The 23772-nt window shown below is 45.5% G+C and carries 23 protein-coding genes; 2 read left to right on the plus strand and 21 right to left on the minus strand.

The genetic code is table 11. From position 1 onward, the window contains the following. Nucleotide 1: 1 nt before the first annotated feature. The 17 genes from IPL83_12735 to IPL83_12815 all read right to left on the minus strand — a co-directional run bounded on the left by IPL83_12735 (nucleotide 2) and on the right by IPL83_12815 (nucleotide 18547). Nucleotides 2-1120 carry a glycosyltransferase family 9 protein gene (locus IPL83_12735; protein MBK9040008.1) on the minus strand — a complete coding sequence of 373 codons (1119 nt, stop codon included), beginning with the start codon at nucleotides 1118-1120 and terminating at the stop codon, nucleotides 2-4. Next, a complete protein-coding gene (locus IPL83_12740) occupies nucleotides 1060-2142 on the minus strand; it encodes a glycosyltransferase family 9 protein (protein MBK9040009.1) in 1083 nt (360 codons plus the stop codon). Before IPL83_12740 ends, IPL83_12735 begins: the two co-directional genes overlap by 61 nt. A 164-nt stretch (nucleotides 2143-2306) precedes the next feature. Further along, nucleotides 2307-3425, minus strand: coding sequence for a DUF3108 domain-containing protein (locus tag IPL83_12745; protein ID MBK9040010.1), 1119 nt, complete (start codon nucleotides 3423-3425; stop codon nucleotides 2307-2309). Between the two features lie 18 nt (nucleotides 3426-3443). Continuing rightward, entirely contained in the window at nucleotides 3444-4331 is an 888-nt protein-coding gene (locus IPL83_12750) for a lipid A biosynthesis lauroyl acyltransferase (protein MBK9040011.1), read from the minus strand. Then, on the minus strand, nucleotides 4291-5298 hold the full coding sequence (gene lpxK, locus IPL83_12755; protein MBK9040012.1) for a tetraacyldisaccharide 4'-kinase: 1008 nt from the start codon (nucleotides 5296-5298) through the stop codon (nucleotides 4291-4293). The genes IPL83_12750 and lpxK overlap by 41 nt, the downstream gene beginning before the upstream one ends. 2 nt (nucleotides 5299-5300) lie before the next feature. Further along, the gene (lpxB, locus tag IPL83_12760) at nucleotides 5301-6485 is read right to left on the minus strand and encodes a lipid-A-disaccharide synthase (protein MBK9040013.1); all 1185 of its coding nucleotides are present in this window, start codon (nucleotides 6483-6485) and stop codon (nucleotides 5301-5303) included. Then, a complete protein-coding gene (locus IPL83_12765) occupies nucleotides 6482-7444 on the minus strand; it encodes a Gfo/Idh/MocA family oxidoreductase (GenBank protein MBK9040014.1) in 963 nt (320 codons plus the stop codon). The genes lpxB and IPL83_12765 overlap by 4 nt, the downstream gene beginning before the upstream one ends. Beyond that, nucleotides 7441-8232 (minus strand): acyl-ACP--UDP-N-acetylglucosamine O-acyltransferase, encoded by a 792-nt coding sequence (lpxA, locus tag IPL83_12770; protein ID MBK9040015.1) that lies wholly within the window; start codon nucleotides 8230-8232, stop codon nucleotides 7441-7443. Before lpxA ends, IPL83_12765 begins: the two co-directional genes overlap by 4 nt. A gap of 9 nt (nucleotides 8233-8241) precedes the next feature. Beyond that, entirely contained in the window at nucleotides 8242-8703 is a 462-nt protein-coding gene (gene fabZ, locus IPL83_12775; protein MBK9040016.1) for a 3-hydroxyacyl-ACP dehydratase FabZ, read from the minus strand. 73 nt (nucleotides 8704-8776) lie between these two features. Further along, nucleotides 8777-9265: an OmpH family outer membrane protein gene (locus IPL83_12780; GenBank protein MBK9040017.1), complete on the minus strand. Its 489-nt coding sequence runs from the start codon at nucleotides 9263-9265 to the stop codon at nucleotides 8777-8779. A 100-nt stretch (nucleotides 9266-9365) separates the two neighbouring features. After that, nucleotides 9366-11759 (minus strand): outer membrane protein assembly factor BamA, encoded by a 2394-nt coding sequence (gene bamA / locus IPL83_12785; GenBank protein MBK9040018.1) that lies wholly within the window; start codon nucleotides 11757-11759, stop codon nucleotides 9366-9368. 129 nt (nucleotides 11760-11888) lie between these two features. Next, nucleotides 11889-12107 carry a hypothetical protein gene (locus IPL83_12790; protein MBK9040019.1) on the minus strand — a complete coding sequence of 73 codons (219 nt, stop codon included), beginning with the start codon at nucleotides 12105-12107 and terminating at the stop codon, nucleotides 11889-11891. A 423-nt stretch (nucleotides 12108-12530) separates the two neighbouring features. Further along, the gene (locus tag IPL83_12795) at nucleotides 12531-13217 is read right to left on the minus strand and encodes an ABC transporter ATP-binding protein (protein MBK9040020.1); all 687 of its coding nucleotides are present in this window, start codon (nucleotides 13215-13217) and stop codon (nucleotides 12531-12533) included. A 10-nt stretch (nucleotides 13218-13227) separates the two neighbouring features. Continuing rightward, nucleotides 13228-14454 carry an ABC transporter permease gene (locus IPL83_12800; GenBank protein MBK9040021.1) on the minus strand — a complete coding sequence of 409 codons (1227 nt, stop codon included), beginning with the start codon at nucleotides 14452-14454 and terminating at the stop codon, nucleotides 13228-13230. Then, a complete protein-coding gene (gene prfB / locus IPL83_12805) occupies nucleotides 14454-15512 on the minus strand; it encodes a peptide chain release factor 2 (protein ID MBK9040022.1) in 1059 nt (352 codons plus the stop codon). Before prfB ends, IPL83_12800 begins: the two co-directional genes overlap by 1 nt. Before the next feature lie 153 nt (nucleotides 15513-15665). Further along, nucleotides 15666-16106, minus strand: coding sequence for an rRNA maturation RNase YbeY (ybeY, locus tag IPL83_12810; GenBank protein MBK9040023.1), 441 nt, complete (start codon nucleotides 16104-16106; stop codon nucleotides 15666-15668). After that, on the minus strand, nucleotides 16103-18547 hold the full coding sequence (locus IPL83_12815) for an HDIG domain-containing protein (protein ID MBK9040024.1): 2445 nt from the start codon (nucleotides 18545-18547) through the stop codon (nucleotides 16103-16105). Before IPL83_12815 ends, ybeY begins: the two co-directional genes overlap by 4 nt. A 43-nt stretch (nucleotides 18548-18590) precedes the next feature. Between IPL83_12815 and mazG the strand changes: the two genes are divergently transcribed. Then, a complete protein-coding gene (gene mazG, locus IPL83_12820) occupies nucleotides 18591-19520 on the plus strand; it encodes a nucleoside triphosphate pyrophosphohydrolase (protein MBK9040025.1) in 930 nt (309 codons plus the stop codon). Here the strand turns inward: mazG and murJ are convergent. Further along, nucleotides 19513-21075 carry a murein biosynthesis integral membrane protein MurJ gene (gene murJ / locus IPL83_12825; protein MBK9040026.1) on the minus strand — a complete coding sequence of 521 codons (1563 nt, stop codon included), beginning with the start codon at nucleotides 21073-21075 and terminating at the stop codon, nucleotides 19513-19515. The two genes, mazG and murJ, sit on opposite strands and share 8 nt — an antisense overlap. A 210-nt stretch (nucleotides 21076-21285) precedes the next feature. Here murJ and rpsT point away from each other — a divergent pair, with 210 nt between their 5' ends. Next, the gene (gene rpsT, locus IPL83_12830; GenBank protein MBK9040027.1) at nucleotides 21286-21558 is read left to right on the plus strand and encodes a 30S ribosomal protein S20; all 273 of its coding nucleotides are present in this window, start codon (nucleotides 21286-21288) and stop codon (nucleotides 21556-21558) included. Between the two features lie 106 nt (nucleotides 21559-21664). Here the strand turns inward: rpsT and IPL83_12835 are convergent, their stop codons facing one another. The 3 genes from IPL83_12835 to IPL83_12845 all read right to left on the minus strand — a co-directional run bounded on the left by IPL83_12835 (nucleotide 21665) and on the right by IPL83_12845 (nucleotide 23723). After that, nucleotides 21665-22048: a PilZ domain-containing protein gene (locus tag IPL83_12835; GenBank protein MBK9040028.1), complete on the minus strand. Its 384-nt coding sequence runs from the start codon at nucleotides 22046-22048 to the stop codon at nucleotides 21665-21667. 65 nt (nucleotides 22049-22113) lie between these two features. Further along, a complete protein-coding gene (gene holA, locus IPL83_12840) occupies nucleotides 22114-23124 on the minus strand; it encodes a DNA polymerase III subunit delta (protein ID MBK9040029.1) in 1011 nt (336 codons plus the stop codon). Next, nucleotides 23124-23723: a hypothetical protein gene (locus IPL83_12845; protein ID MBK9040030.1), complete on the minus strand. Its 600-nt coding sequence runs from the start codon at nucleotides 23721-23723 to the stop codon at nucleotides 23124-23126. The genes holA and IPL83_12845 overlap by 1 nt, the downstream gene beginning before the upstream one ends. Nucleotides 23724-23772 lie beyond the last annotated feature (49 nt).

The raw sequence follows: 23772 nt of genomic DNA on the forward strand, positions 1-23772 counted from the left end.
CTCAAGATTCCTTAATGAGACCCATTCTTTCTATCGCCATCAGCACATGTTGAGACTTAATCCGCTCCATGCATTCGTGAGTGCCTAAAGGACAAACCCGAGCCCCATGCTTGCCACAAGGTCGACACTTGAGATTTTCCTGAACAACCTGTGCACGATCACTCCAAGGTCTGTAGCCCAACTTTAAAGTCGTCGGACCAAACTGAGCGATGACTGGAATTGAGGCACAAACTGCCAGATGAGATGCGCCACTGTCGTTTCCTACAAAAAAAGACGACTGTGTCATAAGAGCAAATGTGCTCCAAAGGCTCGTTCGTCCGGCCCAGTTTTTTACAGAAGGTTCGGCAAGGGCAATCTGTTCACAAAGATCTCTTTCTTGCTTCGATCCTGTCAAAACGACTCCGAAATTTCTCCTTGTCAGCTCTTTTACCAATTCTGAATACCCGGCAAGTGTCCATCGCTTCGTGGGCCAAACGCTACCTGGTGCCATCACCACATAGTTTTGGCTCTCTAAACCCAATTGGCTTCGTTGGGACCTTGCCTCTGCAGCAATTTTATCCCTCGCTGCTAGACCAAGAATTCCCTTTTCCATAAGATCCATTGATGCCCATATGGGAATGGCAGGAGTTTGAGTAGAATCCCAGGAGCTCAGAGCAGTTGGATTCTCATATTGTTTTAAATCTGCCATTTTCGCAGCTAAATCTTGGTCAAGGCTGGCAAGTAAAGCTAGCTGCCTCAAGACTTCAGGAAGCTGCAGAGGACGCTTCACTCGAAGATCAAAAAATCCAGAATTCCACCAGTGTGAAAAACCAACGCGCTTTTGAGCTTTGATTCGCCTCACAACGAGCGCGCTCCGAATTGATTCATGGACACACCAAACGCAGTCATATCGTTCGGATGAAAGATCCTTCAGCAAGCGACGATAAGAATCGTTCCCTTCGTTTTTATCAACTTCGAAGACCCGTTCAACAAGACTCAATTCACTGAAGAACGATCCAAATCCCTTTCGGCACACCAGATGGATGGGAGCCCCTGGATGTCTTTTACGCAACTGCAGAATCAAAGGGATGGAGAGTAGGAGGTCTCCGATAAATGCTGTTTGATAGACAATTTGTGCCAAACTTTTCCTTCTTGGACTCCGGCAATAATTTGCCTTAAGTCGACCTGATCGTAGCACATATTCTGATTATGACAACTTCGACGCCAACAGGGTCCGCAGGGAACATCAGCCAATACCGCGACCCCTCTGTCATAGAAATCAATTTCGTGAGAACAGGTGGGACCGAACCAGGCGACGACCCACTTTCCCAAACCAATGCCCATGTGCATCCCCAAACTATCTCCGGTGACAACGATATCACAGGCCGCTACGTTGACCAATCCCTGGCGTAATCCCTCTTGCGAAGGAGACTGAATCACGGGAAGCCCCTTTCCGATTTCCAGATTTCGCGCTGTATCCTCAGGGCCTCCAAGAAGGACTATGCAAACTTCATCTAAATTAAGAAGATCACGAATCAGTTCACGATGCTTTGCTATTGTCATTTTCTTATAGGGAATAGCGTGACTGCATCCCGTATTAATTCCGATCAAAACTTGTCCTGCTCCAGCCCACTCATTCCGACGATTTTGAGACAGTCTTCTTTCAGACTCACTTAACTCAATGATGTAGGGATCTCTTATAAATGGGCCAAGCTCCAAACTCTCGACAAGGAGCTGTGTTTCAGGCTTTCTATTTTTGAAAAATTTCAAATGGTTATCCAATCCTATGCGCCAAAGCTCATCGGCAGCCGGTGTCGCAGGCAAAATGGCCCCCGTTTTGGAGTCTGCAATAAAGCCAAAAACCCTTTCGCATTGAGTTTGTTTGGTTACCCCTATGGCTTTCAGCGACTTATCCACGACGAAGCACAAATCGAATTCCCTGGATGAAAGCTCCAGCAAGTCGTTGGGATGGGTTGTTAATATTCGATCAACATACGGATTATTTTCCAGAAGCTTTTCTGCAGGAGCTTGGGTTACCCATGTGATGTGACTCAATGGATATTTGCGCTTCATCGCCGAAAGAATCGATGTCGCCCTCAAAACAGCTCCGAGGGCCTCCAAATGAACAATAAGGATTCGTTCGTTGATTTTTCGATAATCCACGCAATGAGAATCACAGGGACCAGGATATTGGCAGGGCTTATACCCTGTGAATCGGCTACAATCTGACTTTACCACCGGATCATTATAAACTCGAACACCCATTGGATTCACGACAGCCGAGGCGAAAACAAGCCTATAGTTGAGAAAATATCAAATCTGCAATTCTAAAGGCTAGGCTGAAGACTTTGAAGAGATCCCACCAAAGTACCAATTTTAATCTTACTCTCTATTCGGACGGGAAATTTTCGATCGTCCTTGGTGAGCCAAATAAAAACATCCCCAGTCTTTTGAAACACACCATCTTGCTCAAATTCAATTTTCAGGACTGATGTTTGGATGTTTTTCTCCTTAAATTCAATGGATTCTTCCCTCACAACTTCTGCCCGAAATAAAATATTCTTTCCAGAATCGGCAATCTTGAAAGCTATGACCTTTCCCTGCTTCAAACTGAAAGTCCTCAGGTAAAAGATTGCGCTCAAGACATTTTGAGAATAGGGTTCTATTTTCCAGGAAATCTTTTTGTTCTCTTCTCCCTGGTCACTGGTAACTCGCTTCTCCCAGAAATCTGCTTCGAGTTTGACAAAATCATAAACAGATCTACTTTCCTTAATCTGCTTAGACTCTTTTAAATGCACAGCCAGATTGTAGGGCGTCAATTCCTCGTAATCCAAAAATGTTTCTGCCCAATCATCGACTGCGTAGATACGCTCAAATAAACTATGACTCTTAATACGCATTAAAAAGTGATAAGCTTTTCTGCCATTGACCTCAACCAACGGACGAGACTCCAAGGAGAGCTCCCCGGCTCTCATTCTGAAATAACTCACTGAAAGAACAATTTTCTCTCCCTGTACGAAGGGATCAACAAGAGGTCGGCGACCTAAAAATCCCTCACTGTCCTCCCCCTCAGGCTGACGCTTCCCACTGCTTCGAAATTCCACTTTGCCCTTTCTTACCTCGCCTTTTGTGACGTCGTGTTTAACCCCACCACCAGTTGCGGGGCGCTTTTTTGCAGACTTTTTCCCGAATGCTTTCATGGGTGCCTTGGACCCCTTTGCTGCATTCAGTTCTGCAGATTGAACCGGCCCCTGTGGTACGGAGGCTAAATCATCCACGGGCCTAGTCGGAGGAATTTCCTTAACTCGAATCTTTTTGTCGTATTCTTCATTTATCTCTAGTTTTTCTACCTGTTTATATTGAAGAACGCCTGATGCGCACGAGAAGAGAAGGCAAAGTAAATAGAAAAGGAGTCCCGTGCGGACGATTCTTTTAGATTTACCCAAGTCAGGGCCCTCCAATTTCTAATGGGTGAACTTCTTCCATCGGCGATGAACCCACATCCATTGGTCTGGATGCAGCTTCACAATTTCCTCTATCTTATCATTAAACTTCTGAGTCATGTGTACAAGAGTAGACTCTTTATTTTCCTTCTCTTCCCAGCTTAATTCGTCCTCAATCATGATAATTCCTCGACCGTCGTCCTGCCTGTAAATATAAATGGGCAAGATTGGAGAATGAGTTTTTCGTGCAATCACGGATAACCCGAGGGCGCTCCCTGTTTCAATACCAAAAAATTTTGTTTTTACCCCAATAGGGGGTCCCATGAATTGATCCTGAACAAAAATAACAAAATCATTGGCCTTCAGGGCCCGTAAAATATCAAAACTGCTATGGCGAGCTTTGATGAAACGAGTGCCCATTTTTTCCCTCAGGCCAAACCAAAGCCGATTGATCCACTCGATTTTAAATTCCTTGGAGATCAAATGAACGGGCAAACCCTTGAGAGAAAGCGCGGCAGTTCCAAAATCACCAGCCCCCAAATGACAGGTTAATAAGCAGACCCCACGCTTTCTATTTTGTGCTTCCAATAACTTCTCATATCCATAAATAGTGAAATGGCGAGACAAGTTCTGAGTTTTCAAAAAAGGAAAATAACAAAATTCTACAGCTGTTCGACCCATGTTACACAAAGAACGGCGGCCAATTTTCAAACGTTCATTGTATGTAAGACTTGGAAATGCTCTTTGGAGATTATCAAGAACAAGCTGACGTCTGATACGTAAAACGTCAAACCACAAAATACCTATTAAGTCTCCCAAGCGAAGTTGGATGTGCCTTGGCAACGAAATGATGCACAAACACATTCCCTTAACTAACCAGGCACAAGAGTTCTGCATCCAATTTGTCACGTCCGTCTCCCCATAACAGTCCTAGCCTTGCCTCAAAGAGAAACCCTGTCAGGTCACTGTGCCCAATGAGTTTGATCAAATCTTTACTCGTTGTTAGCACCTTATTCACTTGGGCCTTTTTTAAATCACTCAGAATATTTCGCACATCAGGTTGAGAATAAACATGATGATCTTTAAAGATCGAATGTCCCCTCATCGAATAACCCGCCTGCTTAACTAAGGATTCGAAGGAGGAAGGATTTCCTATACCAGAAACAAGCCAAACGGCCTCGCCTTTTTCCAAAGGAATTCCCTCCGTAACTGAACGCGTTGCCAACAAACAATAGTTCACCTCTATCATTCGATCCGCCGAAACCCATTTCTCTATTGCCTGACGCCAACCCACATAGTTTTCTTCGCTTCCTAGATTTCGCTTATTGAGAACAACAAAGTTGGCTCTTTCTAAAGAACTCAGCCTCTCCCGTGCTCTCCCTTTCGGCAAGGAATTCAAATGCCAAAGTGGGGCTGAAAGATCACAAACCACAATGTCCATTTGTCTATAAAGCCGCCGGTGTTGAAAAGCATCATCGGCGAGGATCCACCTCACTGGTGTTTGTGCTAACAAGGTCTCGCCCGCCAAAACGCGATCAGGATGAACGAACACAGGAGCATCAGGAAATCTTCTCGCCAGCATTGTCGGTTCATCGCCCCAGATTGGTATTGCATGAACATCAGATGAGACTCTCTGAACGCCCTTGTAACATCCCTTGTATCCTCGACTGATGACACCGACTGGGATTTTCAATTTCTGGGACCAGGCCACAAGGTCTGCAACAATGGGAGTTTTTCCTGTCCCACCGGCAGTGAGATTACCGACACTGACCACAGGCACACTCAGTTTGTGACTCAAACAGATGCCCGAATCATAGGACCAATTCCGCAAACTCATGACTCCCTGATAGAGGAAGCCAAAAGGATCAGAGTCCATCTTCAAAGGACCCTTTCATCTTTCTGAATCTTATTCTTTAAAGAAAAAAACATCTCCAGCTCCTCTGCCACTCTGACTGTTGCTCCCTTTTTTCCCAGGCGATTTTTTGCTTCATGCATTTCGAGCGACATCAACCGCCGCGCTTCTGCCGATTCGACAAGCAGGCTCAGAGATTCTCCCAGAACTGTCGGGGTGGCACGATCCTGAAAAAATTCAGGACAAGTTTCTCTACCCAAGATTAAATTGATCATTCCAAAGTACGGTATGTGTTTTACAAACTTTTTTGCTAAATATGCTGTTATGGTATTCATGCGATACATGATGTTCATGGGCTTCTCGAGAAGCCCCACTAGGAGTGTGGCTGTTCCACTAGCGGCAAGGACCACATCCGTCATTCTGACCATGTCGATCGGAGGCATCTGAATGATCCTCAAAGGTATACCAATATCACCTATGGCAAGCCGTAGTTTTTCCTTATCCAAAGTGGGCGCAACTAAAAGCGCCACTTTTAATCGTGGGAATTTTTTAAGAAGCCATTCGGCCGTTTCGAGTTGGATATGAAGATGATGCTTGATCTCTGAGTCACGACTTCCCGGCATAAGCCCCAAAAGCACATCATCAGCTTTGATTCCAAAGCGATTTCGGACGCGGTCATTCTCTTCCTTATCAGAAACTCTCTCATCTAACTCATCCAAAAGGGGGTGGCCAACAAACTGGCATGGGATTTTATGACGGTCATAAAATTCCTTTTCAAAAGGAAAGAGAACAAGCATTTTGTCTACGCACTTTTTAATGGTCTTGACCCGTCCTTGTCTCCAGGCCCAAACTTGTGGCGAAATATAATAAACGACAGGTATTCCCAATTTCTTGAGTTTTGCTGCTAGCCGAAGATTGAAGTCGGGATAATCCAACAACAAAGCGACGTCAGGACGTCGCCTCTTTGCCTCAGACAAGAGGCTGTTAAAAGCCCCCTTTATAATACCCCAATGAGAAATCACCTCTTGAATTCCCACAACTGCCATTTCCTCAGATTTGCCAAGGCGCTCAAATCCAAGGTCTTCCATTGCTCTGGTTCCAACACCAAAAGCTTTCATATCTCTATTTTGTTTCTTCCAATATTCAAGGAGTCGCTGAGCGTAGAGCGCACTTGAGGCCTCCGCTGCAACCACCAGCACCTGAAAACTCATCGAGCCACAACCCGCTCCCGACGCTGGCGAATTTCTCGATCGATCTGTTCAGCCAGTCTTAAGGCAACAAGCCCATCGTGCCCACTCACGATAGGCGCGGTTCCGCTTTGAATACAATCGACGAAAGCCGTCGTCTCTGCCAATAGGGCGTCACCCTTCTCGAGATTCCAACTCTGCTGCTCCAGAGGAACATTTTCACCACTCCAATCTCCCGTTTTGGTCAGAAGAGACACTTCTCCCCCTCCAAAATCCATTGATAAGTACTGATTGGCTTGAAAAACTCGAAATTTTCTCTCAGATTTTTGGGATACGCGAGAAGCAGTGATATTTGCAACTGCTCCACACTTAAATTCAACTCTCGCATTTGCAATATCGATCTCCCTTGTCAAAACGGGAGTGCCGATCGCTGAGACCGCAACTGGCTCGCTATTAACCAGGGACAAGACGACATCAAGATCATGAATCATCAAGTCAAGAACAACGGAGACATCAAAGCCGCGCGGTTTAAAGGGCGCAAGGCGATGACATTCCATAAACAAGGGATTTTTTAGCCTTTCCCTCACCGCAATAAAAGCGGGATTAAATCTCTCAATGTGCCCAACCTGAAGCTTCAAGCCATGTCTCTCGGCCAGCCGACAAAGCTCTTCACCCTCTTGGGAGTTCATCGTCATCGGCTTTTCAACTTGCACATGAACGCCATTTTCTAAAAAAAATTTGGCAATTTCAAAATGAGAGGTCGTCGTAGAAGCAACCGTCACAGCATCCACCTGAGGAGCTAACAATCTATAATCGGCAAATGAGGGCACCCCAAGTTCACGCCCAACTTCTTGGCTCCTCTCCTCGCTTGAATCGCAGACTCCCACCAGACAGACATTGGGTAAGGCCTTGTACTTTTGGGCGTGGAATCGGCCCAGGTAACCAACTCCAATGACTGCACACCGCAAGGGGCTCTGCTTCATCGAGCAATTCCCTTTTTGGACTGACGAACAAATTCCAATAGTCTTCCAATTTCATCAGACGGCTGGCAAAGCCGCTCAATTTTTTCAATAGCCTCTTCAATTGTTCCCTCGCCTCTAATCAAAAATCGAATAGCCCGATGAATGCTTTCAATTGTCTCCTTAGAAAATCCAGAACGCTCCAATCCAATTTTGTTCGTGGCCCTTATTGTCGCGTAATTGCCAGAGGCAATTGAATAGGGAAGAATATCTTTATTCACAGCCGTATCACCGGCAATATAACAGTGCGTACCCAAAGTGATAAACTGGCTAAACAAACATCCACCGCTGATTTTCACGTGATCCTCAACTATGACATGACCAGCAAATTGGGCACAATTGGCGACAACAACCTCATTGCCAATCTTGCAATCGTGAGCCAAGTGAACATAGGCCATAAGAAGGCAATTGTTACCAATAAGCGTCGTTCCTCCTCCTTTGGGAGTACCTAAGTTCAAAGTGCAGAACTCGCGAATCGTATTATTATCACCAATTATGAGCTTTGTGACTTCACCTTTATAAGTGAGGTCCTGAGGAGGAGTTCCGACCGCAGCGCCTTGAAGAAAGTGGTTACCGCTCCCAATTTCAACAATTCCGGCCTCATTTCCAATGACAACATGACTCTCGACCACACAGCCTTTCCCAATTTTTGTTCTTCCCTTGATCACGGAATAGGGACCGATAGACACGTCCTCCGCTAGATCTGCCTCTTTTGAGACAATGGCTGTAGGATGTATAGACAATTTACTCACTCCAGAAAATCAGTTGGACTGGGAACTCACGTCTGTCATATAGGCCATAATTTCAGCCTCAGCAACCTTTTGATCGTCCACCTCAATATAGCAACCCATCAGAATCATGCTCTTTCGCTCGCGCAAAATTTCAGCCTTTATGATCATGGAATCTCCTGGTACGACGGGAGCCCGAAATTTGGCATTTCTGATAAAGGCAATCGCCACATCCATCGGTGGATCTGTTGATCGATAGGCCGCCAATGCGCCCGCTTGAGCCATCGCCTCAATGAGAATAACGCCCGGCACCACTGATCGATGAGGAAAGTGCCCCGTAAAAAAATGCTCATTGATAGTCACGTTCTTGAGGGCAATAATTTTCCCCCCCTCGCGCGATTTTGGAGAGGGACCTTCAGTCCTAGAAATCAGCTTATCCACAAAGAAAAAAGGATACCTGTGAGGAAGAATTTTTTGAATTTGATCTGCCCTCATACCCGGTTCTAACGGAAATCCCATTCCCAACCCCAATTCATCTTTATTAAATGTAATTGTACGAATTCAAAAACTACTTCGCTGCTTCGAAGTCTTTAATCAAGCGGTCTGTCAGGTCGACCTCCTTTATCGCAAAAAGAACATTCTGCTCAGACTTCTCCAGGATCATTGTGTAGCCTTCCTTCTGCGCCACTTTTTCAAGAATTTCCCTCAATTTTTTTACAATCGGTAACGTCAAATCACGTTCCTTTTTCTGAATCTCCAGCTGACTTTGACCGACCAACTCCTGATATTTCATCATCTGTGTGCGAATTTCATTGGTCTTCTTTTCTTTTACTTCATCAGAAAGAACCAACTTCTTTTTTTCAAAATCTTCATTCATTGCCTTGATATCGGCTTCCTTCTTTTCAAGTTCTTTCTTTTTCTTGTTGAATTCTGCTTCAAGAGTTTCCTTTGCCTTTTTCCCAACTGTGGTCGTTTGAATTGCTTTTTGCATATCCACATAACCAAGTTTCAGGGGTGTCTCCGCCCATACAGAAGCAGAAAGAGCGAACAATACCATCCCGATAACACCTTTGCTGAACCTTGAAAATATCACTTTATTTACCTCACTTTAGCCTGGTCAATAATTAGTCTACGAAATCCGCTCATTAAAACACAATTTAGAATGGAGCACCAATAGCAAATTGGAAGTTAATTGAATCCTCTCTGAACTGCAACTTCCTCTCAAATGGAAATCCCCATTCGAATCGAAGTGGACCGATCGGCGAAAACCAACGAAATCCAAATCCCGCGTCACTTCGAAAATCACTCAATGCCAAAGTATCATCGGCATTACCGATATCATAAAAAACAACGCCATTGATATTTGCCTCGGTAATGAGTGGGAACTGAAATTCAAGGTTGTAATAGAACTGTTGAGTGCCGCCATAGGGACGAAGTGCCGTGTAGCTCGCATACTGATCGCCTGCTGCTATCGCTTCATCATAGGACTTCTGACTCCTCACCCGTTTCCCGATCGAAAACCAATCATATCCACGAAGACTGTTCGCTCCACCCAACAAAAACAACTCATTAAAAGGCTCGCTCTTACTTGGATCATTGGATTGAATGAAACCATAGGTTAAATTGTTCCTCCATATCACGTCCCAAAACAGTCTCTTGTAGTACCTGAAGGTTCCGAAGCCTTTTGTGTAAGAAAGATCCCCACCAAGCCCTGCGTATTCAAGGTTTAAGCTAGAAAAGAGACCGTCTTTCGGCGCAAAACGATCATCTCGCTTGTCATACTCGAGTGTCACAGTCACAGAACTGGTGACCCCGTTAACTGTCTCAACAGGAAAAATGGTCGGATCGCCTTCACTGCTCAGCTTAATATCCGTGTCGTCGATTTTATAGCGCAAAAAACCTTTGAGATACGGAGCCAAAGGATGCCCAATTCGAATCGCTCCGCCATTCTTTGTCTCTTCATACTCACTCAAAATTCGACGGCTCTGATAGGCGTCAAATCCTACCGACCACTCGGTATCCCGAAAGTAGGGTTCAGTAAAGTTGACGTTAAACTGAGATTGCTTCTTACTGAGATCAAGGGAAACACTCAATTTCTGCCCTTTACCCAGCAAATTTGTCTGGCTGACCTGGCCATTAAATACAAAGCCCGCGTAGGTACTGTACCCTGCTCCAACTTGTATCGTTCCTGTGTTTCTCTCTTTGACGACAATGTCGATATCCATTCGATCATTGTTTCCTTTTGGTGTTCGAGTATTAAGGGTCACGTCTTCAAAATAGCCGAGACGTTTGACGTTGGCGATGGACTCTCGCTTGCGAGTTTCATTGTAGAGCTCTCCTTCGTTTATTTGAAACTCGCGCCGAACAACCTTGTCCCGCGTTTTTGTATTCCCTAATACATTGATTCTTCCAATATAAACCTTATTGCCCTTGTCTATTTCAAAGGTAACATCCACCCTCTTGTCTTTTTCTCGAATTGAGGTCCGAGGAATAATATTGGCAAAAGCGTACCCGAGATCACCATACTTTGCCTGCAAGACACGCAAGTCATTTTGCAGAGTCTCATAGACGAACTGGTTGCCCTCCTTAACGCCCACCTGGGCCATCAATTCCTCATTGGAAAATAGAAGATCCCCCGTGAAATCAACTCCCCCAATATCGAATTGGTCCCCTTCATCTACTCGAATTGTGATGTAGATACCCTTTTTGTCTGGGGTTACATAAACCTGAGGGCGATCTATCTTGACCTGAACAAATCCCTCGTTAAAGTAAAGAAAATTCAGGATCTGCATATCTCGATCAAAGGCGTCTTGCTTAAAAGATCCAGACCCCCCCATAAAACTAAAAAAACTACCTTCCTGAGTGGCCATCACGGATTTTAATTTACCGCTCCCCAGCTTTTTGTTCCCAATGAAGCTCACACGCTTCACTTTCACCATTTCATTTTCTTCGATATCGAATCGCAGATTAACGCTTTCATTTTCCTTTACGGTCACCAAGCTGTGATTGATGCGGGCCAGAAAATATCCTTTTTCTTCGTAAAGCTTCTCCATTTTCTGGACGGCTTCTCGAATCTTTGTGTAATCCAGTATTTGGTAGGCTTTCAAACCCGAAGCTTCGGACAAAGCTGTGTCCTCTACTTCGGAATTACCCTTGTATTCAATCCCGACAATTGAAGGCTTTTCGACCACAGTATAGGTCAAAACAGTTCCATCGCCTCCGTCCTCCTGGTCGACAATGACATCATAAAAAAAACCGGACTTAAAAAGTTCCTTCACGTCCTGGCGAACCCTCTCGAAGCTCAGCGGTTCACCTTCAAGTGACTTCAGACGAGCTCGAATAGCATCCTCTTCGATCTTTTTATTCCCTTTGATAGCAATTTTTCGAACAATTAAAATAGTGGGATGAATGGGAGCGGCCTTACGGACAGACGCTGCTCTTTTCGAGGAACGACGAGCGGCAGGCTCCCTCGCTCCCTCGTTCTCCTGTCCCCAAACTATATGCCAGGGAATAATCATTGCCATCAAAAAGCCAACTACGAGTCTCGTCAAGGTGAGAAATTCCTAATGGTTTTAAATACTTAAAGTCATACTGAGACCGGAGCCTAGCCCGAAGCAGCTGGTTTGTCAAAATCTGCGAGAAGGGAGGTTTCCATTTTTTTTCAGCAACGCACATTGCCGTCAAGCAAAACCCCTTGAAATCCCCTGTAACGCATTAAGCTGGCCTGCTTGATTGTTGTTCCAAACTCCAAGGGTGCCGGCTGAAGAGGATCTTAGGAATTCAGGATCTTCAAACATGCGTCCGGCAGCAGCGCTCACGTCGTGAGCACTGCACCAAGCCGAACTCGATCCTGAAATCCTAAGATCTGCTTCAGCCAGGCTCCCGTGTCTTTTGGACACAACAGAATCACCGAAGGCTTGCGGGCCAAGCAAGGATTCCTACTTCGCAAAGGCGATCATGACAGATGATCCTTAAGGCTTCTGGAGTCTCTCATTGCACACCAGGCTTTGTGGATGAGGCGATTGATATTGGCTCTGAGTATGGAGTAGGTGTGATTTAGAGAATCCTCGGCGTCCGTCCGACTTTAAGGATCTTGATTTTAATGCAGCGGCTGGGCCGCAAGCCTTCGGTGGATCTGCTGTATCCAAAAACACAGGGAGCTGGCTGAAGCAATCTCAGGGGTTCAGGATCGAGTTCGGCTTGGTGCAGTGCTCACAACGTGAGCGCTGCTGCCGGACGCATGTTTGAAGATCCTGAACCCCTGAGATTGCTTCAGCCATGAACCTTGGAGTTTGGAACAACAATCACGGGGCCAGTTTATGTTATGTGAAGAGAGCCGTGGAGTCCTTCACCCAGAGCCCATCTTTCATGCGATGCACCCGAGGAAACTGAGAGGCAAACTCTTGATCATGCGTGACGACCACTAATGTCAGCTCCATCCTCTGCTTGAGTTCAAAAAATAATTCTTGGATTCGGTGACTGTTCTTGGTGTCAAGATTCCCTGTGGGCTCATCGGCAAGAAGAATTTCTGGCTCGTTCAGAAGAGCTCTCGCAATAGCCACTCGTTGCTGCTCTCCCCCGCTCAATTCGGAGGGAAAGTGGTCCTTCCTGTCCATCATCCCCAAGGTGGCCATGAGTTCTTCCGCCCGCTCTCGTGCCATTCGCTTTGACCGTCCGCCGATACGGGCAGGCATCATCACGTTTTCAATAGCAGTAAATTCTCCCATCAGGTGGTGAAATTGAAACACGAATCCAAGCTTCGAATTGCGAAATTTGGCCAAGTCTTCGTCTGATTGACGAAACAGATCCTTACCTCGATAGAGAACAGTCCCCATGGAAGGCTTGTCGAGTGTTCCCATGATGTGCAGCAAAGTGCTCTTTCCAGCTCCACTGGCTCCCACGATGCATACTGCATCCCCTTTGTTCACATTCAAATCAAGTCCCTTGAGAATATCCAAGCGGCCAGATCCCATAGGATAAAATTTTTGAATGCCACGCGCCGAGAGCATAGGTAGGCTATCAATCATAACGAAGTCCTTCCACGGGAGGTAATTTTGCCCCGCGCCTGGCTGGGGCCAATGTCGCAAGGTAACAGATCAACATGGAGACACCAAGGATGGCTGAGAGATCAGTCAATCTAAACTCAATGTCGACTCTTTCTAACTTATAAACTTCACCAGGAAGAAGTCCCCAGCGCTTTTCTGCGTAGACAAAACCAAAACTTAAAGCAGCTCCGAGAAGAAGCCCCATGAGGGATCCAATCCCACCGATGAGGAGACCTTGAATGGTGAATAATTTCACTAAAAACTTTTGCGTCGCACCTAAAGTCTTCAAAATCGAAATGTCTCCAAATCGTCGCATGACACTGACAAAAAGGGTGCTTGAAATATTGAAACAGGCCGCAATAACCATGATCAACAACACAAAAAATATAACAAGCTTTTCAAGTTTTACGGCCTCAAACAAATTGCGATTGACATCCTCCCAGTCACGAGTCCAATAGGAGTGGCCCAAAGCTTGGCTGAGAGCAAAGGCAACTTCCTTTGCCTTGTCATCTTCGTCAAGCTTCAATCTGTATCCCATAATCTGATCACCAATCTGTGCAAAATCCTGAGCAGCCGACAGTTGGGTCAATACAAATCGCTGATTCCAATCGTGACGACCAAGGTCCAAGATTCCTCTCACAAAAAATTTCTTAAGCCGAGGGTGAATTGATGAACTGTCAAATTCTCCCGACAGAGGAATGACCACTCTAAATACATCTCCAACAGAAAGATGAAAGGACTCTGCCAAACCTCGTCCCACAAGAGCACCATCAACACCTTCAGCATTGGCCCCAAAGGCAAACTCCCCGCCAATTATTCTATTTTTCAACCGAAGTACTTTCTCGTAGCTAGTGGGATCTACACCTTGCACGACAACTCCCGCCACTCTTTTTTGGTGAGCAATGACCGCTTCAAGATATACAAAGGGAGTTTCAGCCTTTATGTGGGATGATGTCTTGTGTATCTGATCAAGAAATTCCTGCTTATCATTGATGGGCTGACCTCTCTTCATAACTAGAACGTGTCCCACAGAATCAATCACTGAATTTTTTAGTGTTGTCTCAAATCCGCTGACCACGGCCATTGCTACAACCATTGAGGCCACCCCAATGACAAGGCCAAAAATACTTAAGATAGTGGTGAGGTTTAAAAACTTTTGACCAGACCGAAAAAATTTCCAAACCAGCCAAAGCTGATACACTAACCACCACCGGTTGAAGTTGAGACCATCGCTTGAGACTTAAGAAACGCCTCAATAAACTCATCCAAATGACCATCCAGCACACGATCGGGATTCCCCGATTCTGTGTCCGTCCGATGATCCTTCACCATCTTATAAGGATGCAAAACATAGGAACGAATCTGACTGCCCCATTCGTTCTCAGCCTTTGCACCCTCAATGATTTCTTTTTCCTTTTTTCGCCTTTCTAACTCCCTCTCATACAGGGCCGCCCGAAGCATCTTGTATGCCCTCTCACGATTAGAAATTTGACTCCGCTCATTCTGACACTGGACGACCACTCCGGTTGGCAAATGAGTGATCCTCACTGCTGAATCGGTTCTGTTCACGTGCTGGCCACCGGCCCCACCGGAACGATAGGTATCAATGCGAAGATCCTCGTCCTTGATGACTATCTCAATGTCATCTTCCACCTCAGGCCAGGCGTAAACGGAGGCAAAACTTGTATGACGTCTCGCATTAGAATCGAAGGGACTTATTCTTACCAAGCGATGAACTCCTGACTCTGATTTCAAATTCCCGAAGGCATAGGGTCCCTCAATCAGAAGCGTGGCAGATTTGATTCCGGCACCCTCGCCATCAGTAAGAGCCAAAGTTTCTAATCGATAACCTTTTTGTTCCGCATACCGAATATACATTCGATAGAGCATCTGGGCCCAATCGCAGGCCTCTGTTCCTCCGGCGCCTGCATTGATGCTCAAATAAGCACTGTTCAGGTCTGTCTCCCCGCTCATGAGTACTTTTAACTCAAAACCTTGAATCACTGACCCAATGCCAACGAGCTCTTGCTTGATTTCCAGAAAAGATTTTTCATCTTCTTCCTCGACGACCATTTCAAGAAGGACCCCAGAGTCCTCGATTCTTTGATTGAGAGTGTGCCAATCAGCCACAGATTTCTCTAGAAAGACCTTCTCGGAATTAATTTTCTGCATTTCTTTGTGATTGTTCCAGATCGCCGGATTTTGAGCTTGCTGCTCTAGTTCTTCTGCTCTCTTCGCTTTTCCCGCGATGTCAAAGATACCCCCTCAGATCAAGGGTTCTGACCTTATACTCACTCAATTGGGATCTTATTTCTGCTAAGTCTGTTGCTATGGACATGATTGCTCCTTCTGGTCCCACAAGCTCCAGAGACTAGCAAATCAAAGACTGTCAGGCAACCACTGCCTGAATCATCAGTACTCCTGCCAAAATTTTTCCCAAATTTCATCTTGAATTTTAAACATACGCTGGGCATCTCGTTGCGATTTCTCATGCTCAAAGCCTAACAGATGCAAAAGACCATGCAAAACAAGATAAGACAACTCCTCCTTGACTCCCAAATGATGATCCCTTGCCTGACGACGAACGACCTCAAGAGAAAATACCAACTCCCCCAAACTGTCGTCATCAATACCAGCGAAACTAAGAACGTCCGTCGCGTAGCTTTTCTTTCGATACTTACGATTGAGTTGCCGAGCCTCCGGCACAGAAAGAAACACAACCACTACCTGAGATGCTTTTCCGGTGCCCTTTATTCTTCTTTTGGCGAGAGCTTTCAGAAAATAATTCACGCATAAATAGATAAAGGCTCTCGGCACTCGGCCCGGAGTGCGATTGATGATGAGGCAACTCATGCCGAGTGAGTACCCTTCTTCTCAGACTTACCAACAGAGGCTTGCTGTTGAGACGACGACTTCCCGGAACCATAGTGGTAGGGGTTCGTTTGAGGATAATCAATGCGCTGATGATAGATGCCAAGCAAAATCCGTTTGAAAGATTTCTCGATGACGGATAAATCTGCCAAAGTCAAATTGCATTCGTTCAACTGACCGTCGAGAAATTTTGCCTGAATGATATTTTTGACCAAATTTTGAAGTCGTGTCGCCGTTGGTTCATCTAATGATCGCGCCGCTGCTTCTATACTGTCTGCTAACATGACAAGAGCAGCTTCACGGAACTGCGGTTTAGGACCAGGATAACGAAAATCATCTTCAATAACCTGATCAACATTTCTATCGGCCTCATCTAAAGCCTTATTATGAAAATAGGAAATCAATGTTGTTCCATGGTGCTGAAGAACCCCGTCAATGATTGGCTTACCCAGCTTGTGCTTGAGTCCCATCTCAACTCCATCTTTAACATGAGCGATGAGAATGGTCTTGGAGAGATAGGGAGAAATGTGATCATGAGGATTATGTCCCTGTCTCTGGTTTTCAATGAAGTACTGGGCATGCGGCATCTTTCCGATATCGTGATAATATGACATTACCTTGCCCAAAAGAGCATTGGCGCCAATCTCCTTTGCGGCAGCTTCAACCATGCTTCCAACAACAAGTGAGTGATGATACGTCCCTGGTGCTTTGACGATCATTTCCTGCATCAACGGATGGTTGAGATTACTCAACTCCAACAGCTTTACATCCGTCGTATAATTAAATCCCGTCTCGAGGAGAGGCACAATCATCATCGCCACCATTGAAGAGAGTAATCCTCCCAACAAACCAGCCGGAACATTCCAAAGAAGATCATTCAACAGAGCCTCGCTCCCAATCCCCTGGATGAGCGTGAAAAGCGCGATAATCAGAGCCTGAATCAGACCTGTTCGAATTCCAGCCAAATAGATGTCATTTCTCTTTTTACAAGCGTAAACGCCGCGGGCCGCCGCCACTCCCCCAATCAGCGAAACCACTAGGAAACTAAAATTAAAATCCACCATAATGGCCCCGGCCGTGGCGATAAAGGCTGTAAAAAGCCATACCACCTCACCCGAACTGATCACCAACCCCACGAGCATTGGTCCAGCGGCAAAGGGAGCCGCGTAAAGGAAAACACTCGGAGGAATCAATTTGCCATACTTTACAACAAAAGCCGCATCCGTCATAAATAGAAACACTTTGGCAAGAAAGACCACCACCACTGTCACTAAAGCCATGACAGCAAAATCTCTGTTTTCAACTTTGATTCTCTTTTGAGTGAATCGGCGAGAGTAAGAGAAAAACACAAGAATCAAAGTCAAAAATAGAAGGGCCGTCACCAAAGAAATAAAGTCACTGCGGCGATCAGACTTCAAGTTTCGAATCTCTCCCAATAAAGTGACGTGAATCGGCTGAACAACGGCCCCCTCGGCAATGACCGTCTGGTTTTTTGCAATGCTGAGTTGGACAGGCAACACAGAATTCCGGGCCTTGAGCTTTCGTCCTGTTGTCTCCTGTCGATTGAATGTCAAATTTGGAACCAATAGAGAAAACGATAAGCTGAGTAAATGCTTTGCGTCTTTTGGAGACAATTGCTCCGTCCCAGGAATTCCTTCAAAATTAAAATTTTTTCGAGTCCTTAGGTCCTTGAGTTCTCCCCTGACAGAGGTATATTCTTCTCCGCCTCCCTCACGATCTACGACTCTCACAGTCAGAGCCGAGTCTGGCGCTGAAAGTAAATTATTGGATTCATCTATTACCCGGAAGTTCGACCATTTGCTGATTGCCTCTATAAGGATATTTTCAAGACGTGCACTGAATCGCCTTTCAATGAGCCACTGAAAGAGAATATCTGACACTCCGTAACCCAGCTCCTGTTCAAAAACTTTCTTATTTTGAAAGAATTTACTTTCTACATCTTCACGTTTGGACTCGCTGACCGGCCATTCCACGCTTTTCACAAGCAGACGCATATGCCGCCATGATTTATAAATATTTCGCGCTATATTTTCGTAAACGTCGGGATCATAATCAAATACGGGCAGCACGCCTTGTTCGGCTTCTTTTCTCTTCAATTCGGTAGCAACTTCATCAATAATTTGAAATCCAATGGGTGATTTGATATCCGAAGTCGCAACATCGCCGACCTGTAGAAAATAAGGAAAATCTATGTCCCAAAAAAGCAGAAATGAAAGAAGAACAGAAAAAGAGAGCAACAAAGCCAGGCGTCGAAACTTAAACTGAGAATCCACCCTGTGGACAATCTTGCCAACCAGCGTCTGCTCAAATCCCAAATTATCAACCCACTCCAAAAATCGACGAGAGTGGTCAATATACTTGGTTCGAGAATGAATTTCATTTTTACGCTTATCTTTACCCAAAGATCATGATTTCCTTCGCAAACTGCTCTATCTATTTTTCGGTATGCCCACGAAAAAAGATGCAAGTTCCCCGACTCAGTGGCATGAATCCGGACTTAAAGATAGACAATTGTCCCTCACATTTAAAGTCAAGGTGTGTAAAGGTGTTAAAGTGGCGTCTGAAATTCCAAAAAATCTAAGTGATTTCAATTCATTAATAAATATTGTCGCCTCTTTGCGGGGACCTAATGGCTGCCCCTGGGACCAAGAACAGACACACCAAAGTCTCTCTCGCTTTGCGATAGAGGAAGCCCATGAGCTGGCGGAGGCTATTGACAGCGGCCTCGACCAAAATATGATCGAGGAACTCGGCGATCTGATGCTTCAGGTTGTTCTCCACAGTGAGATTGCCCGCCAAGAAGAGCGATTCAGTATCGAGGATGTTATTTCAAATATTTGCAATAAAATGGTCCGCCGGCACCCCCATGTCTTTGGCGATCTCAAAGTCCAAGGGAGCAAGGAGGTCTTAAGCAATTGGGCGAAGATAAAGGCCGAGGAGAAGGGACTTCGAGAGGATTTTATTGAACTTCGTAATCCAGAAAAAATGCCCTCCCTCATCACAGCGCACAAAATTGGAGAAAAGACCGCTGAATATCACTTTGACTGGCAGGAGCCTAAGGAAGTAATGGCTAAGATTGAAGAGGAGCTCGAAGAATTAAGGTCCGCACTGGCCTCCAAAAAATCAGACGAAATTGAACATGAGATAGGAGACCTGCTCTTTAGCCTTGCCCAACTCGCCCGCCATCTTGAGATGGAAGGAGAATCTGCGCTCCGAAAAACAAACCACCGGTTTGCCCAACGATTCAAAAAGATGCAGGAATTCTCTCGTGAGGACAGTAAGATCTTCACTGAACTTTCAAAGATGGAATTGGAATGGTATTGGTCCAAAGCCAAAGAAAATGAAGCAAGTACCAAGCAAAAAATTCCTAAGTGAATCTACGTTTAAGTAATTGAATAAACTGGCGCGCTTCCCTTACTCCAAAATAGGCAGAAATAAACATATAGAGAGCTGCACCCGGTCCAACGAGGATGGCTAACTTGAGGCTTTTAATAAGACTTCCTGCCTCGGGCCAAAAACCAGAAAGCAACAAATGCGCGCCCCAAAGCCACAATCCCATCACAACTAGACCGGGAATCCATTTGAAGGAAGCCCAAAAAATCTGCGCTACACCAAGGGGGCCTATCATTGATCGGTAACAGAGCATTAGAATCAAAACATTAAAAATTCCGGAAAGGGTCGTAGCACTCACCAAACCCATAAGTCCAAAGGACCTGGTCATCCCACTAGCAACACCCAAATGAAAAAGGAGAGTTAAAACTGAAACGACCGCTGGCAACCAAGTATTTTTTCGAGCATAAAAACTAGGCACTAAAACGCGGCTAAAGCTCGATGCCAAAAGCAAAATCGTGTAAATTTGAATAACTTTTGCGGTAACAGTGGCATCCACTTTTGAAAACTGACCTCGCATAAACAGAGCCTCTGACAAAGACTGCGCCACAAGAAAAAGTCCCACCGCGCATGGGACCGTCAAAAATAGGAGAAATTGGAGATGGTCAGTCGCCGACTGAAGCATCTCCTTAAATTTCTTTTCTGCATTGAGCTGGGAAAGACTTGGGAGCATGGCGGCGCCAAGGCTCACGGCAATAATCGCCTGCGGCAATTCAAGGATCCTATCTCCCCAGTATATATATGAGTGGGCCCCTTCAGGTAGCTCGCTTGCTAAATTTACATTTACAATTGCGATGATTTGCAGGACACCCAACCCCGCTACTCCTGGCAGCATATTAATCAAAACTCGCTTCACGCTCGGAACAGCCCAAGGCTTCCATCTTAAGCGCGGCAGAAGACCCATCTTCCAGAGCAAATGTGCCACGAGAAGCATCTGGCCCAAACCACCGACCAGAACTCCCCAAGCCAAAAACTCTCCCGCAGGACGCTGTGCAAAGCCATCGGGAATGAACGCAAATAGAATAAAAATAGCATTAAACAAAGCCGGGGCCATGGCCGGAATGAGAAATTTCTTCCAGGCATTCGCAATCGCCATGTAAAAGGCAAAGAGAGTAACAAAAAATACATAAGAAAACATGACTCGAGCAAGCCACACGGTGGTATCAAGCTTCCCTGCAATGGCATTGTAGCCATCCCCCCCCACAAGAACACTCATCAATTGGGGCATCCAAATGATGCCGATCGCAGACAAAATTCCCGTCAACAAAACAAGCAGAGTAAAAATTCCGCTCGCCAAGGCCCTGGCCTCAGAACTAAGCGTTTCCGGCGAGACACCCTTTTCTGCTTCTGCAATTTTGCGATCTATGTAAATGGGCATAAAACTAACGGAGAGAGACCCCTCGCCCAATACCCTCCGGAACAGGTTCGGCAAACGAAATGCCACGACAAAAGCATCGGTTACCGTCCGGGAAAAATAGGAGGCAAGCACGATATCTCGAACCAAGCCCAGGATCCGACTCGCGATCGTGCCTAGGGACATAGCCCCGGCCGACCTCATAACAGATTGTTTTTTCTCATGCTTTTCCAAAAGACTCGCTCATTTCACTTCTCCGGCTTTATGGGCTCTGCGCTTGCGCTCCGCCCCAGTCTATGATATGTCCGGACGACTAATGTGTTTAAGAGTGTATCTTTGTTAAGTTTTTTCCCGTAAGACTCTCAATTGAATAGAGTTAATCATTGGAGGTTATAATTGGCAAATCATAAGTCAGCCGCAAAACGGGCCCGCCAGACAGTAGTTAAAACAGCGCGCAACTCACGTGGCAAGAGTGCCGTTCGAACCTACGAAAAGAACCTACAGAAGGCCTTGGAGCTAGGAGATAAAAATTCAGTTCAACAATTGCTGGTTTTGTTCTCTTCTAAAGCAGGAAAAGCGGCCCAAAAAGGTGTCTGCACAGCTAAATCTGTCTCAAGAAAAATTGGCAGACTTTCTAAACAAGTTCACCAGTTGGTTTCATCCAAATAGTTTTCATTTTCAAAGCTATTTCTCGCTGAATGATTAACACAATGAAATCTGCTATTCGGGTTGCGCGACAGCCCTGAATAGCCACAAAATTCATTGGGGTTAAACACTAAATTTCGGGGTTTTGAGTTTCAGCGGCCAATTTGGAAGCCACGTATATTCTGATTCTTCTTTTCATCTGAAAGTCTAAATTTTGAAACTCAATTCCAAATTTCTTGCCCTGAGGATGGCAGTAACGCACAGCTCCTCTCACGACCACATATTGGAAATCCAGCAAAAGAAATGTGAGGAGAATAAGTTGATTTTCCTGCATGGGAATATTCGATCCGATGAGCATTCCACCCTCACCAATTTCCCAGCTGTTTCCAATGTAATATTGACCCTTAAGCAAAATCCCAATTTGGCGCACAAAAGCACGGCGAGGAACTCTCCGTCGTCTTCTGCCGCTCTCCGCAACTGGACTTCCTTTATTTATTTCTTCTGTATTCGTCATTTTCGCCCACGATAAATCCAATTCCGCACATCTGCTGAACCTATCGGCACAATATCGAGCGAGCTTTATTGTGCACAAGTTCGAATGATGAAGTTTTCCAACCAAATATGACTTGAAAGCGGGGTGGATTTAAGAGCTCGATCTGTCTCATGAAGGGCTACCAAGGTTCGATTGATTTTATCGAAGGACCAACTGCGAGACTGATTAATGTATTCCTGTAGAAAAAATTGGGAAACTCCTGCTTTGGCGCTCAGACTTTTTCCACCCAATCCTTCAGATAATCCCTCGCGCACTATATGGAGAATACGGACATGGCGAGTGATCAGACTCAAGGCCCCAACTTCGCTTTGGCCGTGCTCCAAAAGATTGGCGAGACAAATCAAAGCATGAGCCCTATCTTTCCGACCAATGGCATTGGCTAAATCAAAGACGCTGTCAATTCTTGAGCGAGAAACGAGCCGCATGACATCGTCTTCATTTATTGGCCGTTTATCATCTCCTAGATATTGGGCCATCTTCAGCATCTCATTGTTAATTTCGCCAAGATTATTACCTACAAATTGTTGAAGTAGAAAAACTGCACCCGCCTCAATCTGAGTCCCGTGACTGAAAGCGATGTATTCAATCCACTGGCGCATTTGATTATCAAAGGGCCTCCTCAACTCGACGACAGTGCCAGTCTCGTTGACGACGCGAAAGTACTTTTTTCTCTTATCGACTTTTTCGGTCACAATGACAAAAGTGGTTGTAGCAACTGGGTTCTCCAACACCGGGAATAGTGATTCCCAATCTTTATCTTTTAATCCACTGCCAATTTTATAAAGAACAAAGCGACGCGGACTGAGCATAGTCAAGGTCTCGACAGCATCCTTTACTTGCGAAGGAGAAGTCTCCGGATAATGGAATTGATCGTAGCTAAAGTCATCCGATCCATCAGAGAGAGTCTTTCGCTTGAGCAACCTAACGGTTTCATCAACCATATAACTGTCATCACCATACACGAAATAAAGCGGACCCGGAGATTTCTTCTCCAGGTGCTTTTGCAGTTTCCTCAAATCCCATACTATTTTTGACATCAAAAACTTTCTGTCAATCGGTCGTGAACCTCAACCATCATATCCTCGGCCATTTTTGCGATATTTTGATGACGATCACTTTGGTTATATAGTGCATTTGCTGAATTGATTCCCGCCGAACCCAAGGCAGGAGCAGAATAAGCCCGTTCATTCTGAACAACATCTTGCCAAATAATTTTGTTATCTGAAATACGACGAAGCAGAACGCGCGCTGACACATGAATCCGATACTCAGTGGTAAGAACAGCGCCCAAAGGTAGGAGTTTGATTTCGTTCTGAGTGGCCTTGGCACTGCGAACAAACCGCAGATCTTCGACAATCCCTTCGAGAACGACGGCCGCATCCTCTTTGTCTACGACACGAGCAACACCACTGCGAGCCATTTGGCGGATCAATTCGTTGGTAAAATATGTTTCGATTCCAACTTCGCTCGTCGAATTTTTAAATACCACGATAGCCACTTGATTATAGCCACCTGGCAAGGCGCGCTCATGAAAACCCAGCCGGTACCCACAAGCAAGAGGCGCAAACAGAAAAATTAAAACAAAGGCCCTTTTCAGAAATTCCACGAAACCAAGGTATCGAGACTCAGCCTGCATATCAAGCCCAATTGAGAGTTGCCAGAGAGTGGCGAATAGTATATTTCTA

The sequence above is a fragment of the Bdellovibrionales bacterium genome (assembly GCA_016716765.1).
GTDB lineage: Bacteria > Bdellovibrionota > Bdellovibrionia > Bdellovibrionales > UBA1609 > JADJVA01.

What these genes read in the sequence shown, in the direction of transcription:
- lpxK (MBK9040012.1), bottom strand. Translation starts at nt 5,298, where the DNA reads ATGGACTCTGATCCTTTTGGCTTCCTCTATCAGGGAGTCATGAGTTTG.
- lpxB (MBK9040013.1), bottom strand. Translation starts at nt 6,485, where the DNA reads ATGAGTTTTCAGGTGCTGGTGGTTGCAGCGGAGGCCTCAAGTGCGCTC.
- IPL83_12765 (MBK9040014.1), bottom strand. Translation starts at nt 7,444, where the DNA reads ATGAAGCAGAGCCCCTTGCGGTGTGCAGTCATTGGAGTTGGTTACCTG.
- fabZ (MBK9040016.1), bottom strand. Translation starts at nt 8,703, where the DNA reads ATGAGGGCAGATCAAATTCAAAAAATTCTTCCTCACAGGTATCCTTTT.
- IPL83_12780 (MBK9040017.1), bottom strand. Translation starts at nt 9,265, where the DNA reads ATGGTATTGTTCGCTCTTTCTGCTTCTGTATGGGCGGAGACACCCCTG.
- IPL83_12795 (MBK9040020.1), bottom strand. Translation starts at nt 13,217, where the DNA reads ATGCTCTCGGCGCGTGGCATTCAAAAATTTTATCCTATGGGATCTGGC.
- ybeY (MBK9040023.1), bottom strand. Translation starts at nt 16,106, where the DNA reads ATGAGTTGCCTCATCATCAATCGCACTCCGGGCCGAGTGCCGAGAGCC.
- mazG (MBK9040025.1), top strand. Translation starts at nt 18,591, where the DNA reads ATGCCCACGAAAAAAGATGCAAGTTCCCCGACTCAGTGGCATGAATCC.
- murJ (MBK9040026.1), bottom strand. Translation starts at nt 21,075, where the DNA reads ATGTCCCTAGGCACGATCGCGAGTCGGATCCTGGGCTTGGTTCGAGAT.
- IPL83_12835 (MBK9040028.1), bottom strand. Translation starts at nt 22,048, where the DNA reads ATGACGAATACAGAAGAAATAAATAAAGGAAGTCCAGTTGCGGAGAGC.
- holA (MBK9040029.1), bottom strand. Translation starts at nt 23,124, where the DNA reads ATGTCAAAAATAGTATGGGATTTGAGGAAACTGCAAAAGCACCTGGAG.
- IPL83_12845 (MBK9040030.1), bottom strand. Translation starts at nt 23,723, where the DNA reads ATGCAGGCTGAGTCTCGATACCTTGGTTTCGTGGAATTTCTGAAAAGG.